Below are 21,339 nucleotides of genomic sequence, written 5' to 3' on the forward strand. Positions count from 1 at the left end.
GATTAGATGATTCAAGAAGAATACTTGCAAAAAAAAAAAGAATATAAAATTCGCTTAGTCTTAGTAATCATTCTATTCGTATTATTTTCTATCCTAAGTATCTTGCTCATCATAAATCTCAATAGATTTATCCCACTAGGCGCGACAGCTATGGCTACAGTTGTGCCATTTAACCATTTTTTACTCGTTCCACTTTGGGAAGAGAAAAAAGCGATTGAAGCAGAGCATCCTGAATGGAAGGACCGTAGTACTAGTGGAGCCGAGGTTCCTTCGACAGAAGCAAGTAAACGAAACATAGCAACTGTTGGGAGCGTTGTTACCTTGTTTTTATCGTTTGCTTTACTCTATAGGCCTGCTAAGGTATACCAGAAGATACCTACTATTGATGAACTAAATAACCTTCCCAAGATTGAGAACAAGGGCATTCCTAAACTGGATAATAAGAAAATTCCAAAAATAAAAAGAGACTCAGAAAAGTAATCTGTATGCTAAAAACACCCCACGAGTGAGACCTTTATCTCTAACTTCAGGGGTGCTTTTATTATATTCTATTCAGTTTACAAGACCCAAGTTCGGATGGCATGGGCAACGCCAGATTCATCATTTGTTTTGGTGATGTATTTGGCGATTTTTTTGAGTTCAGGATTTCCATTTTCCATAACAACGGGATTCCCAACGACTGCTAGCATAGCACGGTCATTTTCTTCGTCTCCAATAGCCATGGTCTCATCCTTACTTAGTCCAAGTTTTTCTGCTAGGTGAGTGATAGCAGATCCCTTGTCTACATCCTTTTTAAGGAGTTCTAGGTAAAATGGAGCAGATTTGTTGATAGAGTATCGCTCGTAAAATGCTGCTGGAATCTTTTCAATAGCAGCATCGAGAATCTCAGGTTCGTCGATAAACATACATTTGACGATTTCTTTATTAGCCATCTCTTCAGGTGTACGATAGAAAATCGGCATGCTGACGAGGGTTGATTCGTGAACCGTGTATTTTCCGATATTGCGATTGGCAGTATAGATGCCGTCCTTGGTAATGGCGTGCATGTGGACACCGAGCTTACGGCTGAGAAATTCCATATCCAGATAGTCCTCGTAAGTCAAGGATTCGCTGATAATCTCATGTCCTGTAGCAGTTTCTTGGACAAGGGCTCCGTTGAAGGTCACAACATAGTCACCACCGGCTCTCAACTGCAAGTCATCAAGGAGTTTGGCAACACCAGCGATTGGGCGACCTGTGGCAATCACAACCTTAACACCAGCTGCTTTGGCATCTTGGATGGCTGCAAAAACTTCTGGTGTAATTTCTTTTTTACTATTAACCAGGGTACCATCAATATCGACGGCGATTAGTTTTATACTCATAAATTTCCTCTGTTATTTCTTATTTGGAGTAAAATGATCATTCTCAATCAATCTTGAAAATTGTTGAATGATACTCGTGAAAATACTGTTTTGCTTTAGCATTTCTTTAGGGAAGTAGAAACGGTTGTCACCATGACGGCTTCCTGCAAGAGATTGGACGATCGGAGATAGACTTGAAAGTTCTGCTAGTTCACCATTCTTTTGGACAATCTCGATTTGCGTTCTTGGATTTTCGGATTCTGGTCGATAAATATCGTAAGGAAGGTCGAAATTCTTATGAATAGCAGTATAGTAGTTAGGGTCAAAACCAATGTCCTCTACTAAATTTCGCATGATTTCAAGTTTGTCTTGGTCTTCCTCAGAAAAAGTGATGGATTTGAAAACCTTACGATTAATGAAACGTTGGGAAAGGTCAGCTAAAATCTTGTCTGTACTATTCATCCAAAGTTGGAAGTAGGTGTTCATGACACCATCGTCTAGCGCTAGATAGTCAGACAAGGTTACCTTCTTCTCAAAAAATGGCAGTAGATGTGGGGATGTAAGAGCAAAGAATTCCTTATTTTCAGGATAGAGTTCCTTGGCACGTTTCAAAAGATTTTGCAGAAGGACTTCCATGGCACGTGTAGCTGGGTGGAAATAAACCTGCATGTACATCTGGTAACGACTGAGAACATAATCCTCGATGGCATGCATCCCATTACGCTGAAAGGCAATGCCATTTTCAACAGGACGAATGACACGAAGAATCCGTGTCAGATCAAACTGGCCATAAAAAGCACCGGTGAAGTAGGAGTCACGAAGGAGATAGTCCATACGGTCTGCATCAATCTGACTAGAAATCAGCTGCACCACTTGTTTGTTTGGATAAGTGTGGTCAATCACGCTGGCTACTTTTTTTGGAAAGTCCGGTGCTACCTGCAAAAGAACCTGATGAATCTCTGTTTCAGGGCTTTGGATAATTTCCTGGGTAATGACCTCATGGTCAGTGTCAAAGAGATTTTCAAAAGTATGAGAGTAGGCACCATGTCCGAGATCATGTAATAGAGCTGCAGTCATGGTTAAGAGAGACTCGTTAGAATCCCATTCCTCAGGATATTTCTCCTCAAAAATCTCGGTGATTTGACGGGCAATTTCGTAAACACCCAAACAGTGAGAAAAACGACTATGCTCTCCACCATGGAAAGTATAGCTAGATGTCCCAAGTTGTTTGATACGACGGAGCCGCTGAAATTCTTTGGTATTGATCAGGTCATAAATGACTTGATTATTAACGTGGATATAGTTGTGAACGGGGTCACGAAATACTTTTTCATTCATAAGACCATTATAGCAAATTCCTTGGCTTTTTGGTAAAATAGTAGGGACAAGCGAGAAGAAGGAGGAATCGTTGTGAAGATTAGAATGAGAAATACCATCAAGTTCGATGAACAATTGGAAGTGATCGACCAACTTTATGATGTTGAATTACGTGAAAAGGGCGATTTTTCCTATCTTTTGTTTTACAATGAAGACCAAGAAAAAGTAGTTTTGAAATTTAATGGGGAGGAACTAGTCATGACCCGTTTCTCAAATCCCAAGACCATCATGCGTTTTCTCAAGGGAACTGATAGTTTAGCCTATATTCCAACACCTATGGGTATGCAGGAATTTATCATCCAAACAAGCCACTATGAAGTTGGTGAAGAGAAGATTGAACTAGCCTATCGACTACAAAACAAAGAAGGAGTTTCATTTGCCAACTACCGTTTAGAAATTACTTGGGGATAAGAAAAAGAGGCTGGGACAAAAGTCCTAGCCTCTCAATTGTCTTTGGATTGTCGAGCAAGACGCAGTGGTTGAGTGGGCTCTACTAGGCTGATTTCATCAGCTTTTACAGCCCTACTCAACTGTGCGGAGGTGGGACGACGAAATCGAATTCTAACGAATGACCGATTTCTGTCCCACTCTCATTTGATATACAGTTCCTGATTTTTCAAGACGATTTCACGTACGCTTGCAAATTTCTTAATTTTTTTTAGCTCTTCTGGATGTGTCACAAGAGTGATAACATATCCTTCTTTACCCATGCGTCCTGTTCGACCCGCACGGTGAGTGTAAGTTTCCTTGTCTCTAGGGACGTCAAAGTTAATCACGCATTCCAAGCTATCAATGTCGATACCACGAGCGAGAAGGTCTGTGGCAAGAAGTAGTGTCAGTTGATTATCTTTGAATTTTTCTAGAATAACTTTTCTAAATTTGACGTTGACATCGCTAGCTAGCGAAACTGCTAAAACATCACGATATTGTAATTTTTCCTCGGCGCTTCCAAGGTCGGACAAGCTATTAAAGAAGACAAGACCACGGAAATCTTCAACCTGTGCCAGTTTACGAAGCATATCTACTCTGTGACGTTGGTCTACTTGCATGTAGAAATGTTGAATATTGTCTAACTTTTGGTCTGATAGATCAATGATGCGCGTATTAGGTGCAATCTTATCTTGGTCAAATTTGGTAGTGGCACTCATATAGATGAGTTGGTGGTCACGAGGTGCATAGTGGGTAATCTTCTCCACAAAATGAATTTGAGAATCATCAAGGAGTTGGTCGAATTCATCAAGAATGATTGTTTCCACATTCATCATCTTGATTTTTTTCAATTTAATGAGTTCAAAGATACGACCAGGTGTTCCAATCAGAATTTCTGGTCCTTTTTTAAGTCGTTCAATTTGGCGTTTCTGGCTCGAACCGGATAGAAATAGCTGAGCTGTTAATCCGATAGCCTCACCCCAGGTTTTAGTGACTTCAAAAATTTGTCCAGCAAGCTCAGTATTAGGTGCTAAAATCAATAATTGTTGGGCTTTTTTCTTTTGGAGTTTGAGAAGACTAGGTAGGAGATAGGCCAAAGTCTTTCCTGTTCCTGTTGGACTAACTCCAAGAAGATTTTCACCTTCTGTTATAGGTTCAAAAAGTTGAGTTTGAATGGGAGTAAATTCTTGGAAGCCCAGTTGGTCAAGGAGTTCAAGCCATTCGGTAGGTAGTTTGGTTTTCATTTTTCTGCCTCAAATCTAATGCCAGAATCCTGGCGCATGGTGTAAAGTAGGTCATGGACGTGTGTCGCATCATCTATCCAGGATTGGTAGAGTACCTGGTTTGGTTGCTTAATCATGTTTGCAAAAGCAGCAACTTCCTCAGTCATGGTGTGAGGAGCCTGATGGATAGGAAGATGAACATCATTTCCTTGATGGTCTGTGAAAATAGCCGACTTAATATGTTCAATAGAATTAAGTATTAGTGTTCCATCTGTCGTATATATTTCGCAAGGCAAATTAGAGGTTATGTTTTTACCAGTCTTGATACGAACTTGAAATTCTGGATAAGACAAGATACCATCCCCGTTTAAATCAATGCTATTATCTAGTTTCTGAGCTTGATAGGTTGCATGAGTTGGTTTTCCAAATAAGCGAATAGTAGCATAAATCGGATAGATACCAAGATCCATAAGTGCGCCTCCTGCAAAACGGTCTGAGAAAACGTTTGGAGTATTGCCAGCAAGGAGTTCAGGCATTTTAGATGAATATTTGGCAAAGTTGAAATCTGCACCAAGAACCTGTTTGTCAGCAAGAAAACTCTTAATTGTAGCGAAAGCATCTTCATGATAGTTGCGTGCTGCTTCAAAGATAAAACAGTGGTTATCTTTAGCTGTTTGAACTAAATCTTGCAATTCATGTGGTTGAGTAACGGCTGGTTTTTCAAGGATAACGTGTTTACCAGCTAATAAAGTGGACTTAGCTTGAGAGTAGTGCAAAGAATTTGGACTTGCTATATAAACGACATCAAAGGAGTTCATTAAAAAAGTGTCCATCTGGTCAAATAACTGAACATTGCTGTACCGACTAGCGAATTGTTCTGCAGTTTCTAGTTTTCTGGAATAGACTGCAACCAGTTGAAATTTCCCGCTAGTATGGGCAGCCTCAACAAAATGGTGGCTGATTGAACCAGTTCCGATGATACCAAGTTTTAGCATAGAAACTCCTTTTCCACAAGTAATGATTGATTTCATTATATCATAGAAAGAGTCAACTCGTTAAGTTAAGATAATTCTTTTGCTTTGAAGCTTCGAAATTTCTAGAAAAAATGGTACAATAGTGACAGTATATTTAGGAGATTAGTATGAGATTATTACCCATGAGAAAAATTTCTCGTCATTCAAAAAGATTGGCACTTTTTTTGACTTTTTGTGCGGGTTATGTAGATGCCTATACCTTTATTGTAAGAGGGAATACCTTAGTCGCTGGGCAGACAGGGAACGTGGTCTTTTTATCAGTCGGCATCGTTCAGAAAAATCTAGCGGATGCTGAACTAAAGATATTGACACTTTTATCTTTCATGTTAGGCGTTTTTATGTTGACGATTTACAAGGAAAAACTTCGTATTGTTAAAAAACCAATTCTATCACTTGTTCCATTAGCTATTCTGTCATTGATCATCGGCTTTATTCCACTGAATGTTGATAATATTTTTATTGTTCCTCCTCTAGCTTTTTGTATGGGTCTCGTTACAACAGCTTTTGGTGAGGTTTCGGGAATTGCCTATAACAACGCCTTTATGACGGGGAATATCAAACGGACCATGTTGGCTTTTGGTGAATACGTCCGAACCAAGCATACAGCATTTTTATTGGAAGGATTGATTTTTGTGAGCTTACTTATTAGTTTCATTCTAGGAGTGGTATTTTCAGCTTACTTAACCATTGTTTTCAACGAAAAAACGATTTTAGGTGTCCCTATCATGATGAGTATTTTTTATCTAAGTATGGTTTTATCTGCTTGGCAAAAAAAGTCTACTAAAACGCTGAATTTTGAGTGAAAATACTTGTCAAAAATTTGGAATCATGCTATACTTGTAGAGTTGACTATGCACATGCCTGTGCAACCGCTCGATCATCGTCGCTCATCCCTTGAGCTTAAGTGGTTCGTCCCACGATGCTAGGCGAGTCTTCACAATAATTCGGGGAAACCCCAAAAATCATAGGAGGTGCATAATGAGCACATACGCAATTATCAAAACTGGCGGAAAACAAGTTAAAGTTGAAGTTGGTCAAGCAGTTTACGTTGAAAAATTGAACGTTGAAGCTGGTCAAGAAGTTACTTTTAACGAAGTTGTTCTTGTTGGTGGTGAAAACACTGTTGTCGGAACTCCACTTGTTGCTGGAGCTACTGTAGTTGGAACTGTTGAAAAACAAGGAAAACAAAAGAAAGTTGTTACTTACAAGTACAAACCTAAAAAAGGTAGCCACCGTAAACAAGGTCACCGTCAACCATATACTAAAGTTGTCATCAACGCAATCAACGCTTAATTTTAAGGAGAACGCATGATACAAGCAGTCTTTGAGAGAGCCGAAGATGGCGAGCTGAGGAGTGCGGAGATTACTGGACACGCCGAGAGTGGCGAATACGGCTTAGATGTCGTGTGTGCATCGGTTTCTACGCTTGCCATTAACTTTATCAATTCCATTGAGAAGTTTGCAGGCTATGAACCAATCTTAGAATTAAACGAAGATGAAGGTGGCTATCTGATGGTTGAAATTCCAAAGGATCTTCCTTCTCACCAGAGAGAAATGACACAATTATTCTTTGAATCATTTTTCTTAGGTATGGCAAACTTATCGGAGAACTCTTCTGAGTTCGTCCAAACCAGAGTTATCACAGAAAACTAACACGGAGGAAAACATTATGTTAAAAATGACTCTTAACAACTTGCAACTTTTCGCCCACAAAAAAGGTGGAGGTTCTACATCAAACGGACGTGATTCACAAGCTAAACGTCTTGGAGCTAAAGCAGCTGATGGACAAACTGTAACAGGTGGATCAATCCTTTACCGTCAACGTGGTACACACATCTATCCAGGTGTAAACGTTGGACGCGGTGGAGATGATACTTTGTTCGCTAAAGTTGAAGGCGTAGTACGTTTCGAACGTAAAGGTCGCGATAAGAAACAAGTTTCTGTTTACCCAATCGCAAAATAAGCATTAAAAAAGACTTTCCAAGATTTTTGGAAAGCTTTTTTTCTTGAACAATATTAGTATCAGTTATTTTTAAAGTTAACTTGAGAAACTGTTTTAAATCAATAAAATCTTAAGGAGCTTATTTTATTTATTATGATAGATAATAAGAAGGAAATATGGTATAATATAGGGTGAGACCTTATGAATAAATAGTGAAAGAGTATATAAAAAATAATGAAAAAAATAGTCATTAACGGTGGACGTCCATTAAAGGGTGAGATTACCATTAGCGGTGCAAAAAATAGTGTAGTAGCCCTGATTCCTGCTATTATTTTGTCAGATGATATTGTTATTTTGGACTGTGTTCCAGATATCTCTGATGTCGCTAGTTTGGTTGATATCATGGAAATTATGGGTGCTAGTGTTAAGCGCTATGATGACGTTTTAGAGATTGACCCTCGTGGTGTTCAAAATAAACCGATGCCGTACGGGAAAATCAACAGTCTTCGCGCATCTTATTATTTCTATGGTAGCCTTCTTGGACGTTTCGGTGAAGCAACAGTAGGTTTACCTGGTGGATGTGATTTGGGACCTCGTCCAATTGACTTACACTTGAAGGCCTTTGAAGCGATGGGTGCTAAAACTACTTATGAGGGAGACAATATGAATCTCTCAACAAATGGTTCTAGGTTGCAAGGTGCGCACATCTACATGGATACTGTAAGTGTTGGAGCGACCATTAATACAATGCTTGCAGCGGTAAAAGCCCAAGGACGTACAGTCATTGAAAATGCTGCTCGGGAACCTGAAATCATTGATGTAGCTACTTTGTTAAACAATATGGGAGCTCATATTCGTGGTGCGGGTACAGATATTATTACAATTGATGGTGTTGAATCCCTTCATGGGACTCGCCATCAAGTTATTCCTGACCGTATCGAAGCAGGGACCTATATTTGTTTGGCAGCAGCGGTTGGTAAAGGGATTCGTATTAACAATGTACTCTATGAACATTTAGAAGGTTTCATTGCAAAACTTGAAGAAATGGGCGTTCATATGATCGTTTCTGAAGATAGTATCTACGTTGAAGAACAAACAAATCTCAAGGCTGTAAACATCAAAACAGCTCCATATCCTGGATTTGCGACAGACCTTCAACAGCCGATTACTCCTCTTCTTTTAAAAGCAGAAGGGCGAGGAACACTGATTGATACCATTTATGAAAAACGTGTCAACCATGTCTTTGAATTAGCTAAAATGAACGCAGATATTACGACAACCAATGATCACATTCTCTATAAGGGTGGCAATCCTTTACACGGTGCAAGTGTGAGAGCGACTGACTTACGTGCAGGAGCAGCCTTAGTTATTGCCGGATTAATGGCTGAAGGTAGAACAGAAATTACTAGTGTAGAGTTCATTTTAAGAGGCTACTCAAACATTATTGAGAAATTACGTAACCTTGGAGCAGATATTGAGCTAATCGAAGATTAGCAATTTTGAGGAACACAATGAATATCTGGACAAAATTAGCAATGTATTCTTTCTATGAGACGGAACGTTTGTATTTCCGTCCCTTCTTTTTTACGGATGTAGATGACTTTCATCAACTAGCATCAGACCCTGAAAATCTCCAATTTATTTTTCCTACCCAAGCCAGCATTGAGGAAAGTCAATATGCTCTTGCTAACTACTTTATGAAATCACCTTTAGGAATTTGGGCTATTTGTGATCAAAAAGACCAAAAAATGATTGGAGCTATCAAGTTTGAAAAGCTAGATGAAATTCGGAAAGAAGCGGAAATTGGCTATTTTTTAAGGAAAGACTATTGGTCTCAGGGATATATGACTGAAGCAGTGACTAAATTACGCGATTTATCCATGAATCAGTTTGAATTAAAACAACTATCTATTGTGACGCATCTAGAAAATAGTGCCAGTCAAAAGGTTGCACAAAAATCAGGCTTCGTTCTATATCGTCGTTTCAAGGGTAGTGACCGATATACTCGTAAAATGCGAGATTATCTAGAATTTCGCTATACAAAAGGAGAGCTAAATGAGTAAACACCAAGAGATTTTAGCTTATTTAGAAGAATTACCAGTCGGAAAACGTGTCAGTGTTCGAAGTATTTCAAATAGACTGGGAGTGAGTGATGGTACAGCCTATCGTGCTATCAAAGAAGCTGAAAATAGAGGATTGGTTGAAACACGTCCTCGAAGCGGGACAGTCCGTGTTAAGTCCAAAAAAGTTGCCATTGAGAGATTAACCTTTGCAGAAATTGCAGAAGTCACTGGTTCGGAAGTTTTAGCTGGTCAGGCTGGTTTAGATAGAGAATTCAGTAAATTCTCCATCGGAGCGATGACAGAAAAGAATATTCTTTCTTATCTTCATGACGGTGGTTTACTCATTGTCGGAGATAGAACACGAATCCAATTATTGGCACTTGAAAATGAAAATGCAGTCTTGGTAACAGGTGGATTTGAAGTCCATAAAGATGTTTTAGATGCTGCTAATAAGAAAAATATCCCAGTACTACGAAGTAAACATGACACGTTCACGATTGCAACCATGATCAACCGTGCTTTGTCAAATGTTCAAATCAAGACAGATATTTTAACGGTTGAAAAAATCTATCGCACTTGTCATGAATATGGTTTCTTACAGGAAACTGATACTGTAAAGGATTATTTGGATTTAGTTCGTAAGAATAGAAGTAGTCGCTTCCCAGTTATCAATCAGCACAAGGTTGTTGTAGGTGTGGTAACCATGCGAGATGCTGGAGATAAATCACCCGGGACGACCATAGATAAGGTCATGACAAGAACAGTCTACATGACCGGTTTAGCAACAAATATTGCTAACGTGAGCCAGAGAATGATTGCTGAAGATTTTGAGATGGTACCTGTTGTCCGGAGCAATCAAACCTTACTTGGTGTCATTACTAGACGTGATGTCATGGAAAAAATGAGTCGTTCTCAGGTCTCAGCTTTACCAACCTTTTCAGAACAGATAGGACAGAAGTTGTCTTATCACCATGATGAAGTTGTTATTACAGTTGAACCCTTCATGTTAGAAAAAAATGGTGTTCTAGCTAATGGTGTTCTTTCAGAAATCTTGACTCATATGACGCAAGACTTGGTTGTGAATAGTGGGCGTAACCTCATCATCGAACAAATGTTGATTTATTTTTTGCAGGCTGTTCAAATTGATGATATTTTACGGATTCAAGCTAGAATAATTCACCATACGAGAAGGTCGGCTATTATTGATTATGATATTTATCTTAATCATCAAATTGTATCAAAAGCAAATGTTACTGTAAAAATTAATTAGAAACTAGGAGAAAACATGATTACATTAAAATCAGCTAGAGAAATCGAAGCAATGGATAAGGCTGGCGATTTTCTTGCAAGTATTCACATCGGTTTGCGTGACATCATCAAACCAGGTGTAGATATGTGGGAAGTAGAAGAATATGTGCGTCGTCGTTGCAAAGAAGAAAATTTCCTTCCACTACAAATCGGCGTTGATGGGGCCATCATGGACTATCCATATGCAACCTGCTGTTCACTCAATGACGAAGTAGCTCATGCTTTTCCACGCCACTATATTTTGAAGGAAGGCGATTTGCTGAAAGTAGATATGGTGCTTGGGGGGCCAATTGCAAAATCTGATCTTGATGTTTCTAAATTAAATTTCAATAACGTGAAACAAGTAAAAAAATATACTCAAAGCTTTACAGGTGGTTTAGCTGACTCTTGTTGGGCTTATGCTGTTGGTAAACCGTCAGAAGAAGTTAAAAACTTGATGGACGTCACCAAGGAAGCAATGTATAAGGGAATTGAGCAAGCTGTTGTCGGCAACCGTATCGGAGATATCGGAGCTGCTATTCAGGAATATGCAGAAAGTCGTGGTTACGGAGTTGTTCGTGATCTTGTAGGGCACGGTGTTGGTCCAACTATGCATGAAGAACCAATGGTGCCTAACTATGGTATCGCCGGTCGTGGTCTTCGCCTTCGTGAAGGTATGGTCTTAACCATTGAACCTATGATCAATACAGGTGATTGGGAAATCGATACAGATATGAAAACAGGCTGGGCTCACAAAACCATTGATGGTGGTCTGTCATGTCAGTACGAACATCAGTTTGTTATTACCAAAGATGGTCCTGTAATCTTGACAAGTCAAGGTGAAGAGGGAACTTATTAATCAAAAAAGGAGCTGAGCTCCTTTTTTAGTACCTTAGAGTTGAAATCAAATTTGCGTAGCGGATTTCTTACAAATATCTTCTTTTGTAGTAAAATATAAATTAAATATATGAAGGAAGGTTCTTAATTGGAAAGTATTTTATTTTTTATTTCTGTCTTTATAGCTGGGGTCTTGTCATTCTTTTCTCCCTGTATATTTCCCCTGTTACCAGTCTACGCAGGTGTCCTGCTAGATGATCAAGAGAAGTCAAAGACATTTCGTTTTTTAGGTAAGGATGTTGCCTGGTCAGGATTGATTCGTACCCTTTGTTTCATTGCTGGTATCTCTCTCATTTTCTTTATTCTTGGATTTGGAGCAGGATTCCTTGGGAATTTACTTTATGCTGACTGGTTCCGTTATGTTATGGGAATCATGATTATCATACTGGGATTGCATCAGATGGAAATTCTTCATCTGCAAAAATTGGAGGTGCAAAAAACTGTAACATTTGAACAAAAACAGTCTAGTAAATATCTGTCGGCCTTTTTACTGGGAATCAGCTTCAGCTTTGGCTGGACTCCATGTATCGGTCCAGTTTTAAGTTCTGTTTTAGCATTAGCTGCGTCAGGAGGAAATGGAGCTCTACAAGGGGCCCTATTAACCCTCATTTATACTCTCGGAATGGCGCTTCCATTTTTAGTATTGGCCTTGGCATCAGGTCTCATCATGCCTTATTTTAGTAGAATCAAGTCCCATATAGTCTTATTGAAGAAAATTGGTGGTTTACTGATTATTCTTATGGGAATTTTACTGATGCTAGGACAGCTAAATGTCTTATCTGGAATATTAGGATAAAAGGAGTTATCTATGAAAAAAACAATCTATTTTGGACTTAGTTTCTTATCTATCTTTCTTTTGATTGCTTGTGGCAAGGAAGAGAAGAAATCAAGTCAGGAAAATCAAACGACTCAAGCACAGCAACAAGCAACGGTTAAGCAAATAGCTGTAGGAGCAGAAGCGCCGGATTTCACGCTACAATCGATGGATGGAAAAGAAGTCAAACTATCTGATTTTAAAGGTAAAAAAGTTTATCTAAAATTCTGGGCTTCTTGGTGCGGACCATGTAAAAAAAGTATGCCAGAACTAATGGAACTTGCTGCAAAAGAAGATCGTGATTTTGAAATTTTATCTGTCATTGCCCCAGGTCTACAAGGTGAAAAAACAGTCGATCAGTTTCCAAAATGGTTTGAGGAACAAGGCTATAAGGATATACCAGTCTTATATGATACAACGGGATCAACCTTCCAAGCTTATCAGATTCGAAGTATCCCAACAGAATATTTAATTGATTCAAATGGTAAAATTGCCAAGATTCAGTTAGGTGCAATTAGTAATGCAGATGCAGAAGCAGCGTTTGCACAAATGAATTAACGTTATAAAAAAAAGTCTAGACTGTTTTGTCTAGACTTTTCTTTTTTAAAATTTAATTGAATTAGTTTTTAGAAGCAGCTTGGAATTCTGGGTTTTTCCATGCTTCGTCAATAATTTCTTGCAATTCACGAGCAGAAAGTTGCATTTTTTGAGTTTCAGCGTCGTTCAATGGGATGTTAACTGGGCGAACGATACCATGCGCACCAACGATAGCTGGTTGACCGATAAAGACGTTTTCAACTCCGTATTGTCCTTCTTGGAAGACTGAAAGTGGAAGAACCGCATTTTCATCATCAAGGATAGCTTTTGTGATACGAGCAAGAGCAACTGCGATACCGTAGTATGTAGCACCTTTTTTGTTGATGATTGAGTAAGCAGCGTCACGAACTGAGATGAAGAGTTCAACAAGGTCTGCTTCATTCAAGTCACGGTTAGCTTGCAACCATTGTTCCAATTTAACACCGGCAACGTTAGCGTGTGACCAAACTGCAAATTCAGAGTCACCGTGCTCACCCATGATGTAGGCGTGAACTGAACGAGCATCAACACCGATAGTTTCAGCAAGTGCTTGACGGAAACGAGCTGAGTCAAGTGAAGTACCTGAACCGATAACACGTTCTTTAGGGAATCCTGAGAATTTCCAAGTTGAGTAAGTTAAAATGTCAACTGGGTTAGCAGCAACAAGGAAGATGCCGTCGAAACCAGATGCAACAACTTGTTCAACGATTGATTTGTTGATAGCAAGGTTTTTACCAACAAGGTCAAGGCGAGTTTCACCTGGTTTTTGTGGAGCACCAGCAGTGATAACTACAAGGTCCGCATCCGCACAGTCTTCGTATTTAGCTGCGTAGATTTTCTTAGGTGAAGTAAAAGCAAGCGCGTGGCTAAGATCTTCAGCATCACCAACTGCTTTTTCAAACAATTGTGGAATTTCAATGATACCAAGTTCTTGTGCAATTCCTTGTGTAACGAGGGCAAAAGCGTAAGAAGAACCTACGGCACCGTCACCGACGAGGATAACTTTTTTGTGTTGTTTAGTTGCTGTCATTTGTCTAAACATCTCCTTTATTTTATTAAGGGGGAAGCCCCATTTTATTTCATTCTATCACTTTTGCTAAGCTTTGTCACGGATATACCTTCGGGATAAATATGTAAACGTTTTAGGCATATCCAGAGACTGAAATTTAGGCTAAACTATGGTATAATATATCTAGTTACTAATAGGGAAATGAGGCATTTTTTAATGCAAGATAAAAATCTAGTGAATGTCAATCTGACAAAGGAGATGAAGACAAGCTTTATCGACTACGCCATGAGTGTAATCGTCTCTCGTGCTCTTCCTGATGTTCGTGATGGGTTGAAACCTGTTCATCGTCGTATTTTGTACGGAATGAACGAATTAGGAGTTACCCCTGATAAACCTCATAAAAAATCTGCCCGTATTACAGGGGATGTTATGGGTAAATACCACCCACACGGAGACTCATCAATCTATGAAGCTATGGTTCGTATGGCTCAATGGTGGAGTTATCGCTACATGCTTGTAGATGGGCATGGTAACTTTGGTTCCATGGACGGTGATGGTGCTGCCGCTCAGCGTTATACTGAAGCACGTATGAGTAAGATTGCCCTTGAAATGCTTCGCGATATCAATAAAAATACAGTTGATTTCGTTGATAACTACGATGCCAATGAACGCGAACCTGTTGTTTTGCCAGCTCGTTTTCCAAATCTTTTGGTCAATGGTGCTACAGGTATTGCCGTTGGTATGGCGACTAATATTCCGCCACATAACTTGGGCGAAACAATTGACGCTGTAAAACTGGTCATGGACAATCCAGAAGTTACAACCAAGGACTTGATGGAAGTCTTACCTGGTCCAGACTTCCCAACTGGTGCCCTTGTTATGGGGAAATCAGGTATTCATAAGGCTTACGAGACTGGTAAAGGATCCATCGTCCTTCGTTCTCGTACAGAAATAGAGGAAACGAAAACAGGACGCGAGCGTATCGTTGTGACTGAATTTCCATATATGGTTAACAAGACTAAAGTGCATGAACATATTGTGCGTTTAGTTCAAGAAAAGCGTATTGAAGGAATTACAGCTGTTCGTGACGAATCGAACCGTGAAGGTGTCCGCTTTGTTATTGAAGTTAGACGTGATGCATCAGCCAATGTTATTTTGAATAATCTATTCAAGATGACTCAAATGCAGACTAGCTTTGGCTTTAATATGTTGGCTATCCAAAATGGTGTTCCAAAGATTCTGTCTCTTCGTCAAATCTTAGATGCCTATATTGAGCATCAAAAAGAAGTAGTAACTCGTCGTATTCAATTTGATAAAGAAAAAGCCGAGGCACGCGCACACATTTTAGAAGGTCTCTTGATTGCACTTGATCATATTGATGAAGTCATTCGTATTATCCGTGCAAGCGAGACTGATGAAGAAGCTCAAGCAGAATTGATGAGCAAGTTCAAGCTATCTGAACGTCAAAGTCAAGCTATTCTTGATATGCGTCTTCGTCGTTTGACAGGATTGGAACGTGATAAGATTCAATCTGAGTATGATGATCTTATTGCTTTGATTGCTGACTTAGCAGATATTCTTGCAAAACCAGAACGAGTTGCTCAAATCATCAAAGAAGAATTGGATGAAGTCAAACGCAAGTTTGGAGATAAACGTCGTACAGAATTGATGGTCGGTGAAGTCTTAACACTTGAAGATGAAGACTTGATTGAAGAAACTGATGTTCTCATCACTCTATCAAATAAAGGCTATATCAAACGTTTGGACCAAGATGAGTTCACAGCTCAGAAACGTGGTGGACGTGGGGTCCAAGGTACTGGAGTTAAGGATGATGATTTTGTTCGTGAGTTGGTTTCAACAAGTACTCATGATCACTTGCTCTTCTTTACCAATAAGGGGCGTGTCTACCGACTTAAGGGATATGAAATTCCTGAATACGGTCGTACAGCCAAGGGATTACCTGTTGTAAACCTCTTGAAGCTAGACGAAGATGAAAGCATCCAGACCATTATTAATGTCGAATCAGAACGTAGTGATGATGCCTATCTTTTCTTTACAACTCGTGCAGGTATCGTTAAGAGAACTAGCGTTAAAGATTTTGCAAACATTCGTCAAAATGGTCTCAAAGCTTTAAATCTGAAGGATGAAGATGAATTGATTAATGTCCTTCTTACTCAAGAAGATACAGATATCATCATCGGAACTAAACTAGGTTATGCAGTTCGTTTCAACCAATCATCAGTTCGTAGTATGAGTCGTAGCGCTACTGGTGTTAAAGGGGTAAATCTTCGTGAAGGAGACGCTGTAGTTGGAGCTAGAGTGATTACAGACCAAGATGAAGTCCTTATTATCACCGAAAAAGGATACGGTAAACGTACAGTTGCCACAGAATATCCAACTAAAGGTCGTGCTGGTAAAGGTATGAAAACCGCTAAGATTACTGATAAAAATGGTCACCTTGCAGGCCTTCTCACAGTAAAAGGTAATGAAGACTTGATGGTTATCACAGATACGGGTGTCATGATTCGAACCAATGTTGCCAATATTTCACAAACTGGACGTTCTACTATGGGAGTAAAAGTGATGCGTCTAGATGAGAATGCTAAGATTGTAACCTTTACTACAGTTGCAGTGGCAGAGAAGGAAGAAATTGGGACAGAAAACGAAACAGAAAGTGAAGAATAATGTCTCGAAAAAGAACGAAAAGTAAAAAAAATAAGCGTAAGAATCTGCTAATTAATATTTTGGCTGGATTTCTCATCCTTTTGTCTCTAGCTTTGATTTTTAACTCGAAAATACGAGATGTAATTTTGATTTGGAATACCAATAAATATCAAGTAAGTCAGGTTTCAAAAGAAGAAATTGACGCAAATAAAAGTGCTGCTGGAAATTTTGATTTTGATTCTGTAAAATCCTTATCTTCAGAGGCAGTGCTTTCTGCTCAATGGAATTCCCAGCAACTTCCGGTGATTGGTGGAATTTCTATACCAGAACTTGAAATGAACTTACCTATTTTTAAGGGGCTGGATAATGTGAATCTTTTCTATGGTGCTGGAACGATGAAAGCTAATCAGGTTATGGGACAGGGAAATTATTCATTAGCAAGCCACCGAATCTTTACTGGTAAAGATGCTGATCAGAAGCTATTTTCACCCTTAGCACGAGCTACAAATGGAATGTTTATTTATCTAACTGATAAAGAAAAGGTTTATAAATATGAAATAGTACAAGTTAATAAGGTGACTCCAGATCGTATCGATGTTATTGAAGATCGAGAAGGGATTGATGAGTTGACTTTAGTAACCTGTGAAGATGCTAATGCTACCGAACGCATTATTGTTAAAGCAAATTTGAAGGAAGTTAAAGATTATTTAGAAGCTTCTCCAGAAATATTGCAATCGTTTAATAAACCGTACAAACAATTTTATGAATAGTAGAAAAGTTCGCTAGTGATAGCGAGCTTTTTCTGGTCAATTTCAGAAAATAGATAGGGTAAAGACTTTTCATTTTTTTTAAAAAGTAGTATAATGTTTCTGTTATAGAAATTTTTAGAAAATTCCGAAAGAGGTTTGTTATGGGATACACAGTTGCTGTTGTCGGTGCTACAGGTGCCGTTGGTGCTCAAATGATCAAAATGTTGGAAGAATCAACTCTTCCAATCGATAAGATTCGCTACTTGGCGTCTGCACGTTCTGCAGGAAAAGTTTTGCAATTCAAAGGGCAAGATGTGACGATTGAAGAAACGACAGAAGATGCTTTTGAAGGCGTTGATATCGCACTTTTCTCAGCTGGTGGATCTACCTCTGCTAAATATGCACCATACGCCGTCAAATCAGGTGCGGTAGTAGTAGATAACACATCTTATTTCCGTCAAAATCCAGATGTACCATTGGTTGTTCCTGAAGTCAATGCACATGCACTTGATGCCCACAACGGTATTATCGCCTGCCCTAACTGTTCAACCATTCAAATGATGGTGGCTCTTGAACCAGTTCGTCAAAAATGGGGCTTGGACCGTATCATCGTTTCAACTTACCAGGCTGTTTCAGGGGCTGGTATGGGTGCTATTCTTGAAACCCAACGTGAACTTCGAGAAGTCTTGAATGACGGCGTAAATCCACGTGATTTGCATGCGGAAATCCTGCCTTCAGGTGGAGACAAGAAACACTATCCAATCGCCTTTAATGCGCTTCCTCAAATTGATGTCTTTACTGATAATGACTACACTTATGAAGAGATGAAGATGACTAAGGAAACTAAGAAAATCATGGAAGATGATAACATTGCTGTATCTGCAACATGTGTGCGTATTCCTGTTTTGTCAGCCCACTCTGAGTCAGTTTATATCGAAACAAAAGAAGTGGCTCCAATTGATGAAGTGAAAGCGGCTATTGCTGCCTTCCCAGGAGCTGTTCTTGAAGACGATGTTGCCCACCAAATTTACCCTCAAGCTGTTAATGCTGTAGGTTCACGTGATACATTTGTTGGACGTATCCGTAAAGACTTGGACGCTGAAAAAGGGATCCATATGTGGGTAGTCTCTGATAACCTTCTTAAAGGTGCAGCATGGAACTCAGTACAAATTGCTGAGACTTTACATGAACGTGGTCTAGTGCGCCCAACAGCTGAATTAAAATTTGAATTGAAATAGGGAGCAAAACAGAAATCAGTAACTCGAAGAGTTTGATTTCGTAGTTTTGCCCCCGCACAGTTGATTAGGAAGTGCGAATGTTGGAAACATGAGTAGTTCCAATCAACCACTGCGTTATGAAACAGAAATCAGTAACTCGAAGAGTTTGATTTCTCCTTCACTTTTATAATTCAATGCTCAGGCTATAAAAGTCTCCCGGACTTTTATACTCCCCCCGCACAGTTGATTAGGTTATTTTTAGAGATTTGATAGCATGTTAAAACTTAAGGAAGAACTTACTTCGTAAGTCTTATCTGCTACCTCAAAGCATTGCTTTGAGCAATCAACCACTGCGTTATGAAACAGAAATCAGTAACTCGAAGAGTTTGATTTCTCCTTCACTTTTATAATTCAATGCTCAGGCTATAAAAGTCTCCCGGACTTTTATACTCCCCCTGCACAGTTGATTAGGTTATTTTTAGAGATTTAATAGCATGTTAAAACTTAATGAAGAACTTACTTTGTAAGTCTTATCTGCTACCTCAAAGCATTGCTTTGAGCAATCAACCACTGCGTTATGAGTCAGAAATCAGTAACTCGCAGAGTTTGATTTCACCTTCGCTATCTAGCGAATCACTTGTTTTACTTACAGAACAGGAGGCAAAGGCAAGTATGCCCCAGCCTCTTTCTTATAGAGAAAGGTTTTCCGATGTCTTATCAAGATTTAAAAGATTGTAAAATTATTACGGCCTTTATTACTCCTTTTCATGAAGATGGCTCTATTAATTTCGATGCCATACCAAAATTGATCGAACATTTATTGGCTCATCATACAGACGGAATTCTCTTGGCGGGTACGACAGCTGAAAGTCCGACTCTTACTCACGATGAGGAGTTGCAGTTGTTTGCAGCTGTTCAAAAGGTTGTCAATGGGCGTGTCCCTTTAATTGCTGGTGTTGGTACCAATGATACTCGAGACTCTATAGAGTTCGTCAAAGAAGTGGCAGAATTTGGCGGTTTTGCAGCTGGTCTTGCTATTGTTCCCTACTATAATAAACCATCCCAAGAAGGTATGTACCAGCACTTTAAAGCTATTGCAGACGCTTCTGATTTACCAATTATTATCTATAATATTCCGGGTCGTGTAGTAGTTGAATTGACGCCTGAGACCTTGCTTCGCCTAGCAGAACATCCAAACATCATTGGTGTCAAAGAATGTACCAGTCTTGCGAATATGGCCTATTTGATTGAGCATAAACCAGAAGAATTCTTGGTATACACAGGTGAAGATGGAGATGCTTTCCATGCGATGAATTTGGGAGCAGATGGTGTTATCTCAGTTGCTTCTCATACAAATGGTGATGAAATGCATGAAATGTTCACTGCGATTGAAGAGAGTGATATGAAAAAAGCAGCAGCAATTCAGCGTAAATTTATTCCTAAGGTCAATGCTCTCTTTTCATACCCAAGTCCCGCACCTGTTAAGGCAATCCTTAACTATATGGGATTTGAAGCAGGACCGACTCGCCTACCATTGGTTCCTGCACCAGAAGAAGATGCTAAACGCATCATCAAGGTTGTTATTGATGGCGACTACGAAGCAACTAAGGCGACTGTTACTGGAGTTCTTCGACCAGATTACTAATATCATAAACATAGATAGAAACTTCCTAACAAGTAAAATTGTTGGGATTTTTTTATTTTTTCTACGAATAAATAAAGAGAGAGAATGACAAGGAGTTAATCATGAAAATTAAGATTGATAATTTTGAGATTTATAAGTTAAAGCAAGCAGGCTTAAGTAATCAGCAGGTCCTAAAGGTACTCCAATATGGAGAAATTTACGATCAGGAATTGAGTTTAGAGACCATCGCTGAAGCCTCAGAGTGTCGTAATCCAGTCGTTTTTATGGAGCGCTATCATAAATTAACTTTTGAAAGCATGGAACGATTAAAGAAGGATTTTGAGAAGTTTCCATCCTTTTCGATTTTGGATGATGTTTATCCAATTTCGCTTAGTGAGATTTATGATGCTCCAGTATTGCTTTTTTACAAAGGAGACCTCAATCTTTTGAAGTTACCCAAGATTGCGGTTGTAGGGAGTCGCTCTTGTAGCCAAACAGGAACAAAGTCAGTCCGTAAAGTCATTGAGGAACTCGAAAATGAATTAGTTGTGGTGAGTGGACTTGCTAGAGGAATTGATACAGCAGCCCATATGTCTGTTCTACAAACTGGAGGCAAAACGATTGGAATTATTGGGACTGGTTTAGATGTCTATTATCCACGTTCCAATAAACGTCTTCAAGAATATATTGGAAAACATCATTTATTATTATCTGAGTACGGTCCAGGAGAAGAGCCTTTGAAATATCACTTTCCTGCACGAAATCGTATTATTGCAGGTTTATGTAGAGGAGTTATCGTTGCAGAAGCCAAAATGAGATCTGGTAGCTTAATCACTTGTGAGCGAGCAATGGAAGAAGGAAGAGATGTTTTTGCAATTCCGGGCTCAATACTAGATGGTCGTTCAGATGGTTGTCATCATTTGATCCAAGAAGGAGCGAAGTTAGCAACCTGTGGGCAAGATATTCTTGCTGAGTTTGAGTTTTAATGAATAAAATGATTTCATTTAGCAAACTTTTCTTCTATTATATGGGTGTTATGTCTTGACAGGTTTTTAAAAATGGTTTACACTTTATAAAGTTTATTACTTTGA

At 39.2% G+C, this 21,339-nt stretch carries 22 protein-coding genes and 1 other annotated feature; of the genes, 17 read left to right on the plus strand and 5 right to left on the minus strand.

Annotated features, from left to right (window positions below; all coding sequences use genetic code 11):
- The first annotated feature begins 6 nt into the window (after positions 1-6).
- Complete coding sequence (locus NGI26_RS03180) at positions 7-480, plus strand: hypothetical protein (protein ID WP_251935840.1); 474 nt, start codon at positions 7-9, stop codon at positions 478-480.
- A 77-nt stretch (positions 481-557) separates the two neighbouring features.
- Here NGI26_RS03180 and yidA read toward each other — a convergent pair whose 3' ends face one another.
- Both yidA and NGI26_RS03190 read right to left on the minus strand, forming a co-directional pair.
- The gene (gene yidA / locus NGI26_RS03185; protein ID WP_251935842.1) at positions 558-1,364 is read right to left on the minus strand and encodes a sugar-phosphatase; all 807 of its coding nucleotides are present in this window, start codon (positions 1,362-1,364) and stop codon (positions 558-560) included.
- A 12-nt stretch (positions 1,365-1,376) separates the two neighbouring features.
- Positions 1,377-2,681 carry an HD domain-containing protein gene (locus tag NGI26_RS03190; RefSeq protein ID WP_251935844.1) on the minus strand — a complete coding sequence of 435 codons (1,305 nt, stop codon included), beginning with the start codon at positions 2,679-2,681 and terminating at the stop codon, positions 1,377-1,379.
- Between the two features lie 72 nt (positions 2,682-2,753).
- Here NGI26_RS03190 and NGI26_RS03195 point away from each other — a divergent pair, with 72 nt between their 5' ends.
- Complete coding sequence (locus tag NGI26_RS03195; protein WP_251935846.1) at positions 2,754-3,131, plus strand: YwiB family protein; 378 nt, start codon at positions 2,754-2,756, stop codon at positions 3,129-3,131.
- Between the two features lie 179 nt (positions 3,132-3,310).
- On the opposite strand, the gene NGI26_RS03200 is transcribed toward NGI26_RS03195, so the two are convergent.
- Positions 3,311-4,393, minus strand: a complete 1,083-nt coding sequence (locus tag NGI26_RS03200) for a DEAD/DEAH box helicase (RefSeq protein WP_251935848.1) — start codon at positions 4,391-4,393, stop codon at positions 3,311-3,313.
- Positions 4,390-5,367, minus strand: coding sequence for a Gfo/Idh/MocA family protein (locus NGI26_RS03205; RefSeq protein WP_251935850.1), 978 nt, complete (start codon positions 5,365-5,367; stop codon positions 4,390-4,392). Before NGI26_RS03205 ends, NGI26_RS03200 begins: the two co-directional genes overlap by 4 nt.
- Before the next feature lie 146 nt (positions 5,368-5,513).
- Between NGI26_RS03205 and NGI26_RS03210 the strand changes: the two genes are divergently transcribed.
- The 10 genes from NGI26_RS03210 (at position 5,514) to sdbB (ending at position 12,967) form a co-directional block, all read left to right on the plus strand.
- Positions 5,514-6,209, plus strand: a complete 696-nt coding sequence (locus NGI26_RS03210) for a YoaK family protein (protein ID WP_251935852.1) — start codon at positions 5,514-5,516, stop codon at positions 6,207-6,209.
- Positions 6,210-6,263: 54 nt separating this feature from the next.
- Positions 6,264-6,350, plus strand: a sequence feature (ribosomal protein L21 leader region).
- A gap of 34 nt (positions 6,351-6,384) precedes the next feature.
- On the plus strand, positions 6,385-6,699 hold the full coding sequence (gene rplU, locus NGI26_RS03215; protein WP_000109141.1) for a 50S ribosomal protein L21: 315 nt from the start codon (positions 6,385-6,387) through the stop codon (positions 6,697-6,699).
- Between the two features lie 15 nt (positions 6,700-6,714).
- Positions 6,715-7,059: a ribosomal-processing cysteine protease Prp gene (locus NGI26_RS03220; RefSeq protein ID WP_000613699.1), complete on the plus strand. Its 345-nt coding sequence runs from the start codon at positions 6,715-6,717 to the stop codon at positions 7,057-7,059.
- A 16-nt stretch (positions 7,060-7,075) separates the two neighbouring features.
- Positions 7,076-7,369, plus strand: coding sequence for a 50S ribosomal protein L27 (gene rpmA / locus NGI26_RS03225; protein WP_000916509.1), 294 nt, complete (start codon positions 7,076-7,078; stop codon positions 7,367-7,369).
- 213 nt (positions 7,370-7,582) lie between these two features.
- Positions 7,583-8,842, plus strand: a complete 1,260-nt coding sequence (gene murA / locus NGI26_RS03230; protein WP_251935854.1) for a UDP-N-acetylglucosamine 1-carboxyvinyltransferase — start codon at positions 7,583-7,585, stop codon at positions 8,840-8,842.
- Between the two features lie 17 nt (positions 8,843-8,859).
- Positions 8,860-9,411, plus strand: coding sequence for a GNAT family N-acetyltransferase (locus tag NGI26_RS03235; protein WP_251935856.1), 552 nt, complete (start codon positions 8,860-8,862; stop codon positions 9,409-9,411).
- A complete protein-coding gene (gene spxR / locus NGI26_RS03240; RefSeq protein WP_251935858.1) occupies positions 9,404-10,681 on the plus strand; it encodes a CBS-HotDog domain-containing transcription factor SpxR in 1,278 nt (425 codons plus the stop codon). Before NGI26_RS03235 ends, spxR begins: the two co-directional genes overlap by 8 nt.
- Positions 10,682-10,696: 15 nt before the next feature.
- Entirely contained in the window at positions 10,697-11,557 is an 861-nt protein-coding gene (locus NGI26_RS03245) for a methionyl aminopeptidase (protein ID WP_251935860.1), read from the plus strand.
- Positions 11,558-11,683: 126 nt separating this feature from the next.
- Positions 11,684-12,391, plus strand: coding sequence for a thiol-disulfide oxidoreductase-associated membrane protein CcdA2 (gene ccdA2, locus NGI26_RS03250; protein ID WP_251935862.1), 708 nt, complete (start codon positions 11,684-11,686; stop codon positions 12,389-12,391).
- Positions 12,392-12,403: 12 nt separating this feature from the next.
- Positions 12,404-12,967 carry a thiol-disulfide oxidoreductase-associated lipoprotein SdbB gene (sdbB, locus tag NGI26_RS03255; RefSeq protein WP_251935865.1) on the plus strand — a complete coding sequence of 188 codons (564 nt, stop codon included), beginning with the start codon at positions 12,404-12,406 and terminating at the stop codon, positions 12,965-12,967.
- Positions 12,968-13,028: 61 nt separating this feature from the next.
- Here sdbB and NGI26_RS03260 read toward each other — a convergent pair whose 3' ends face one another.
- The gene (locus tag NGI26_RS03260) at positions 13,029-14,015 is read right to left on the minus strand and encodes an L-lactate dehydrogenase (RefSeq protein ID WP_004253416.1); all 987 of its coding nucleotides are present in this window, start codon (positions 14,013-14,015) and stop codon (positions 13,029-13,031) included.
- A 195-nt stretch (positions 14,016-14,210) separates the two neighbouring features.
- Here NGI26_RS03260 and gyrA point away from each other — a divergent pair, with 195 nt between their 5' ends.
- The 5 genes from gyrA to dprA all read left to right on the plus strand — a co-directional run bounded on the left by gyrA (position 14,211) and on the right by dprA (position 21,234).
- Positions 14,211-16,679 carry a DNA gyrase subunit A gene (gene gyrA / locus NGI26_RS03265; protein ID WP_251935867.1) on the plus strand — a complete coding sequence of 823 codons (2,469 nt, stop codon included), beginning with the start codon at positions 14,211-14,213 and terminating at the stop codon, positions 16,677-16,679.
- Positions 16,679-17,428, plus strand: coding sequence for a class A sortase (locus NGI26_RS03270; protein WP_251935869.1), 750 nt, complete (start codon positions 16,679-16,681; stop codon positions 17,426-17,428). The genes gyrA and NGI26_RS03270 overlap by 1 nt, the downstream gene beginning before the upstream one ends.
- 140 nt (positions 17,429-17,568) lie before the next feature.
- Complete coding sequence (locus NGI26_RS03275) at positions 17,569-18,645, plus strand: aspartate-semialdehyde dehydrogenase (RefSeq protein ID WP_251935886.1); 1,077 nt, start codon at positions 17,569-17,571, stop codon at positions 18,643-18,645.
- A 688-nt stretch (positions 18,646-19,333) separates the two neighbouring features.
- A complete protein-coding gene (gene dapA, locus NGI26_RS03280; RefSeq protein WP_251935888.1) occupies positions 19,334-20,269 on the plus strand; it encodes a 4-hydroxy-tetrahydrodipicolinate synthase in 936 nt (311 codons plus the stop codon).
- 107 nt (positions 20,270-20,376) lie between these two features.
- Entirely contained in the window at positions 20,377-21,234 is an 858-nt protein-coding gene (dprA, locus tag NGI26_RS03285) for a DNA-processing protein DprA (protein WP_353505219.1), read from the plus strand.
- Positions 21,235-21,339: the final 105 nt, after the last annotated feature.

The sequence above is a fragment of the Streptococcus sp. Marseille-Q0941 genome (assembly GCF_943736975.1).
Taxonomy (GTDB): Bacteria; Bacillota; Bacilli; order Lactobacillales; family Streptococcaceae; genus Streptococcus.

Excerpts from the sequence above, each read along its gene's own strand:
- dapA (WP_251935888.1), top strand. The coding sequence starts at position 19,334 with ATGTCTTATCAAGATTTAAAAGATTGTAAAATTATTACGGCCTTTATT.
- murA (WP_251935854.1), top strand. The coding sequence starts at position 7,583 with ATGAAAAAAATAGTCATTAACGGTGGACGTCCATTAAAGGGTGAGATT.
- NGI26_RS03180 (WP_251935840.1), top strand. The coding sequence starts at position 7 with ATGATTCAAGAAGAATACTTGCAAAAAAAAAAAGAATATAAAATTCGC.
- NGI26_RS03205 (WP_251935850.1), bottom strand. The coding sequence starts at position 5,367 with ATGCTAAAACTTGGTATCATCGGAACTGGTTCAATCAGCCACCATTTT.
- NGI26_RS03270 (WP_251935869.1), top strand. The coding sequence starts at position 16,679 with ATGTCTCGAAAAAGAACGAAAAGTAAAAAAAATAAGCGTAAGAATCTG.
- yidA (WP_251935842.1), bottom strand. The coding sequence starts at position 1,364 with ATGAGTATAAAACTAATCGCCGTCGATATTGATGGTACCCTGGTTAAT.
- NGI26_RS03260 (WP_004253416.1), bottom strand. The coding sequence starts at position 14,015 with ATGACAGCAACTAAACAACACAAAAAAGTTATCCTCGTCGGTGACGGT.
- sdbB (WP_251935865.1), top strand. The coding sequence starts at position 12,404 with ATGAAAAAAACAATCTATTTTGGACTTAGTTTCTTATCTATCTTTCTT.
- NGI26_RS03190 (WP_251935844.1), bottom strand. The coding sequence starts at position 2,681 with ATGAATGAAAAAGTATTTCGTGACCCCGTTCACAACTATATCCACGTT.
- NGI26_RS03210 (WP_251935852.1), top strand. The coding sequence starts at position 5,514 with ATGAGATTATTACCCATGAGAAAAATTTCTCGTCATTCAAAAAGATTG.
- NGI26_RS03275 (WP_251935886.1), top strand. The coding sequence starts at position 17,569 with ATGGGATACACAGTTGCTGTTGTCGGTGCTACAGGTGCCGTTGGTGCT.
- NGI26_RS03245 (WP_251935860.1), top strand. The coding sequence starts at position 10,697 with ATGATTACATTAAAATCAGCTAGAGAAATCGAAGCAATGGATAAGGCT.
- gyrA (WP_251935867.1), top strand. The coding sequence starts at position 14,211 with ATGCAAGATAAAAATCTAGTGAATGTCAATCTGACAAAGGAGATGAAG.
- NGI26_RS03200 (WP_251935848.1), bottom strand. The coding sequence starts at position 4,393 with ATGAAAACCAAACTACCTACCGAATGGCTTGAACTCCTTGACCAACTG.
- rpmA (WP_000916509.1), top strand. The coding sequence starts at position 7,076 with ATGTTAAAAATGACTCTTAACAACTTGCAACTTTTCGCCCACAAAAAA.
- NGI26_RS03235 (WP_251935856.1), top strand. The coding sequence starts at position 8,860 with ATGAATATCTGGACAAAATTAGCAATGTATTCTTTCTATGAGACGGAA.
- NGI26_RS03220 (WP_000613699.1), top strand. The coding sequence starts at position 6,715 with ATGATACAAGCAGTCTTTGAGAGAGCCGAAGATGGCGAGCTGAGGAGT.
- spxR (WP_251935858.1), top strand. The coding sequence starts at position 9,404 with ATGAGTAAACACCAAGAGATTTTAGCTTATTTAGAAGAATTACCAGTC.
- rplU (WP_000109141.1), top strand. The coding sequence starts at position 6,385 with ATGAGCACATACGCAATTATCAAAACTGGCGGAAAACAAGTTAAAGTT.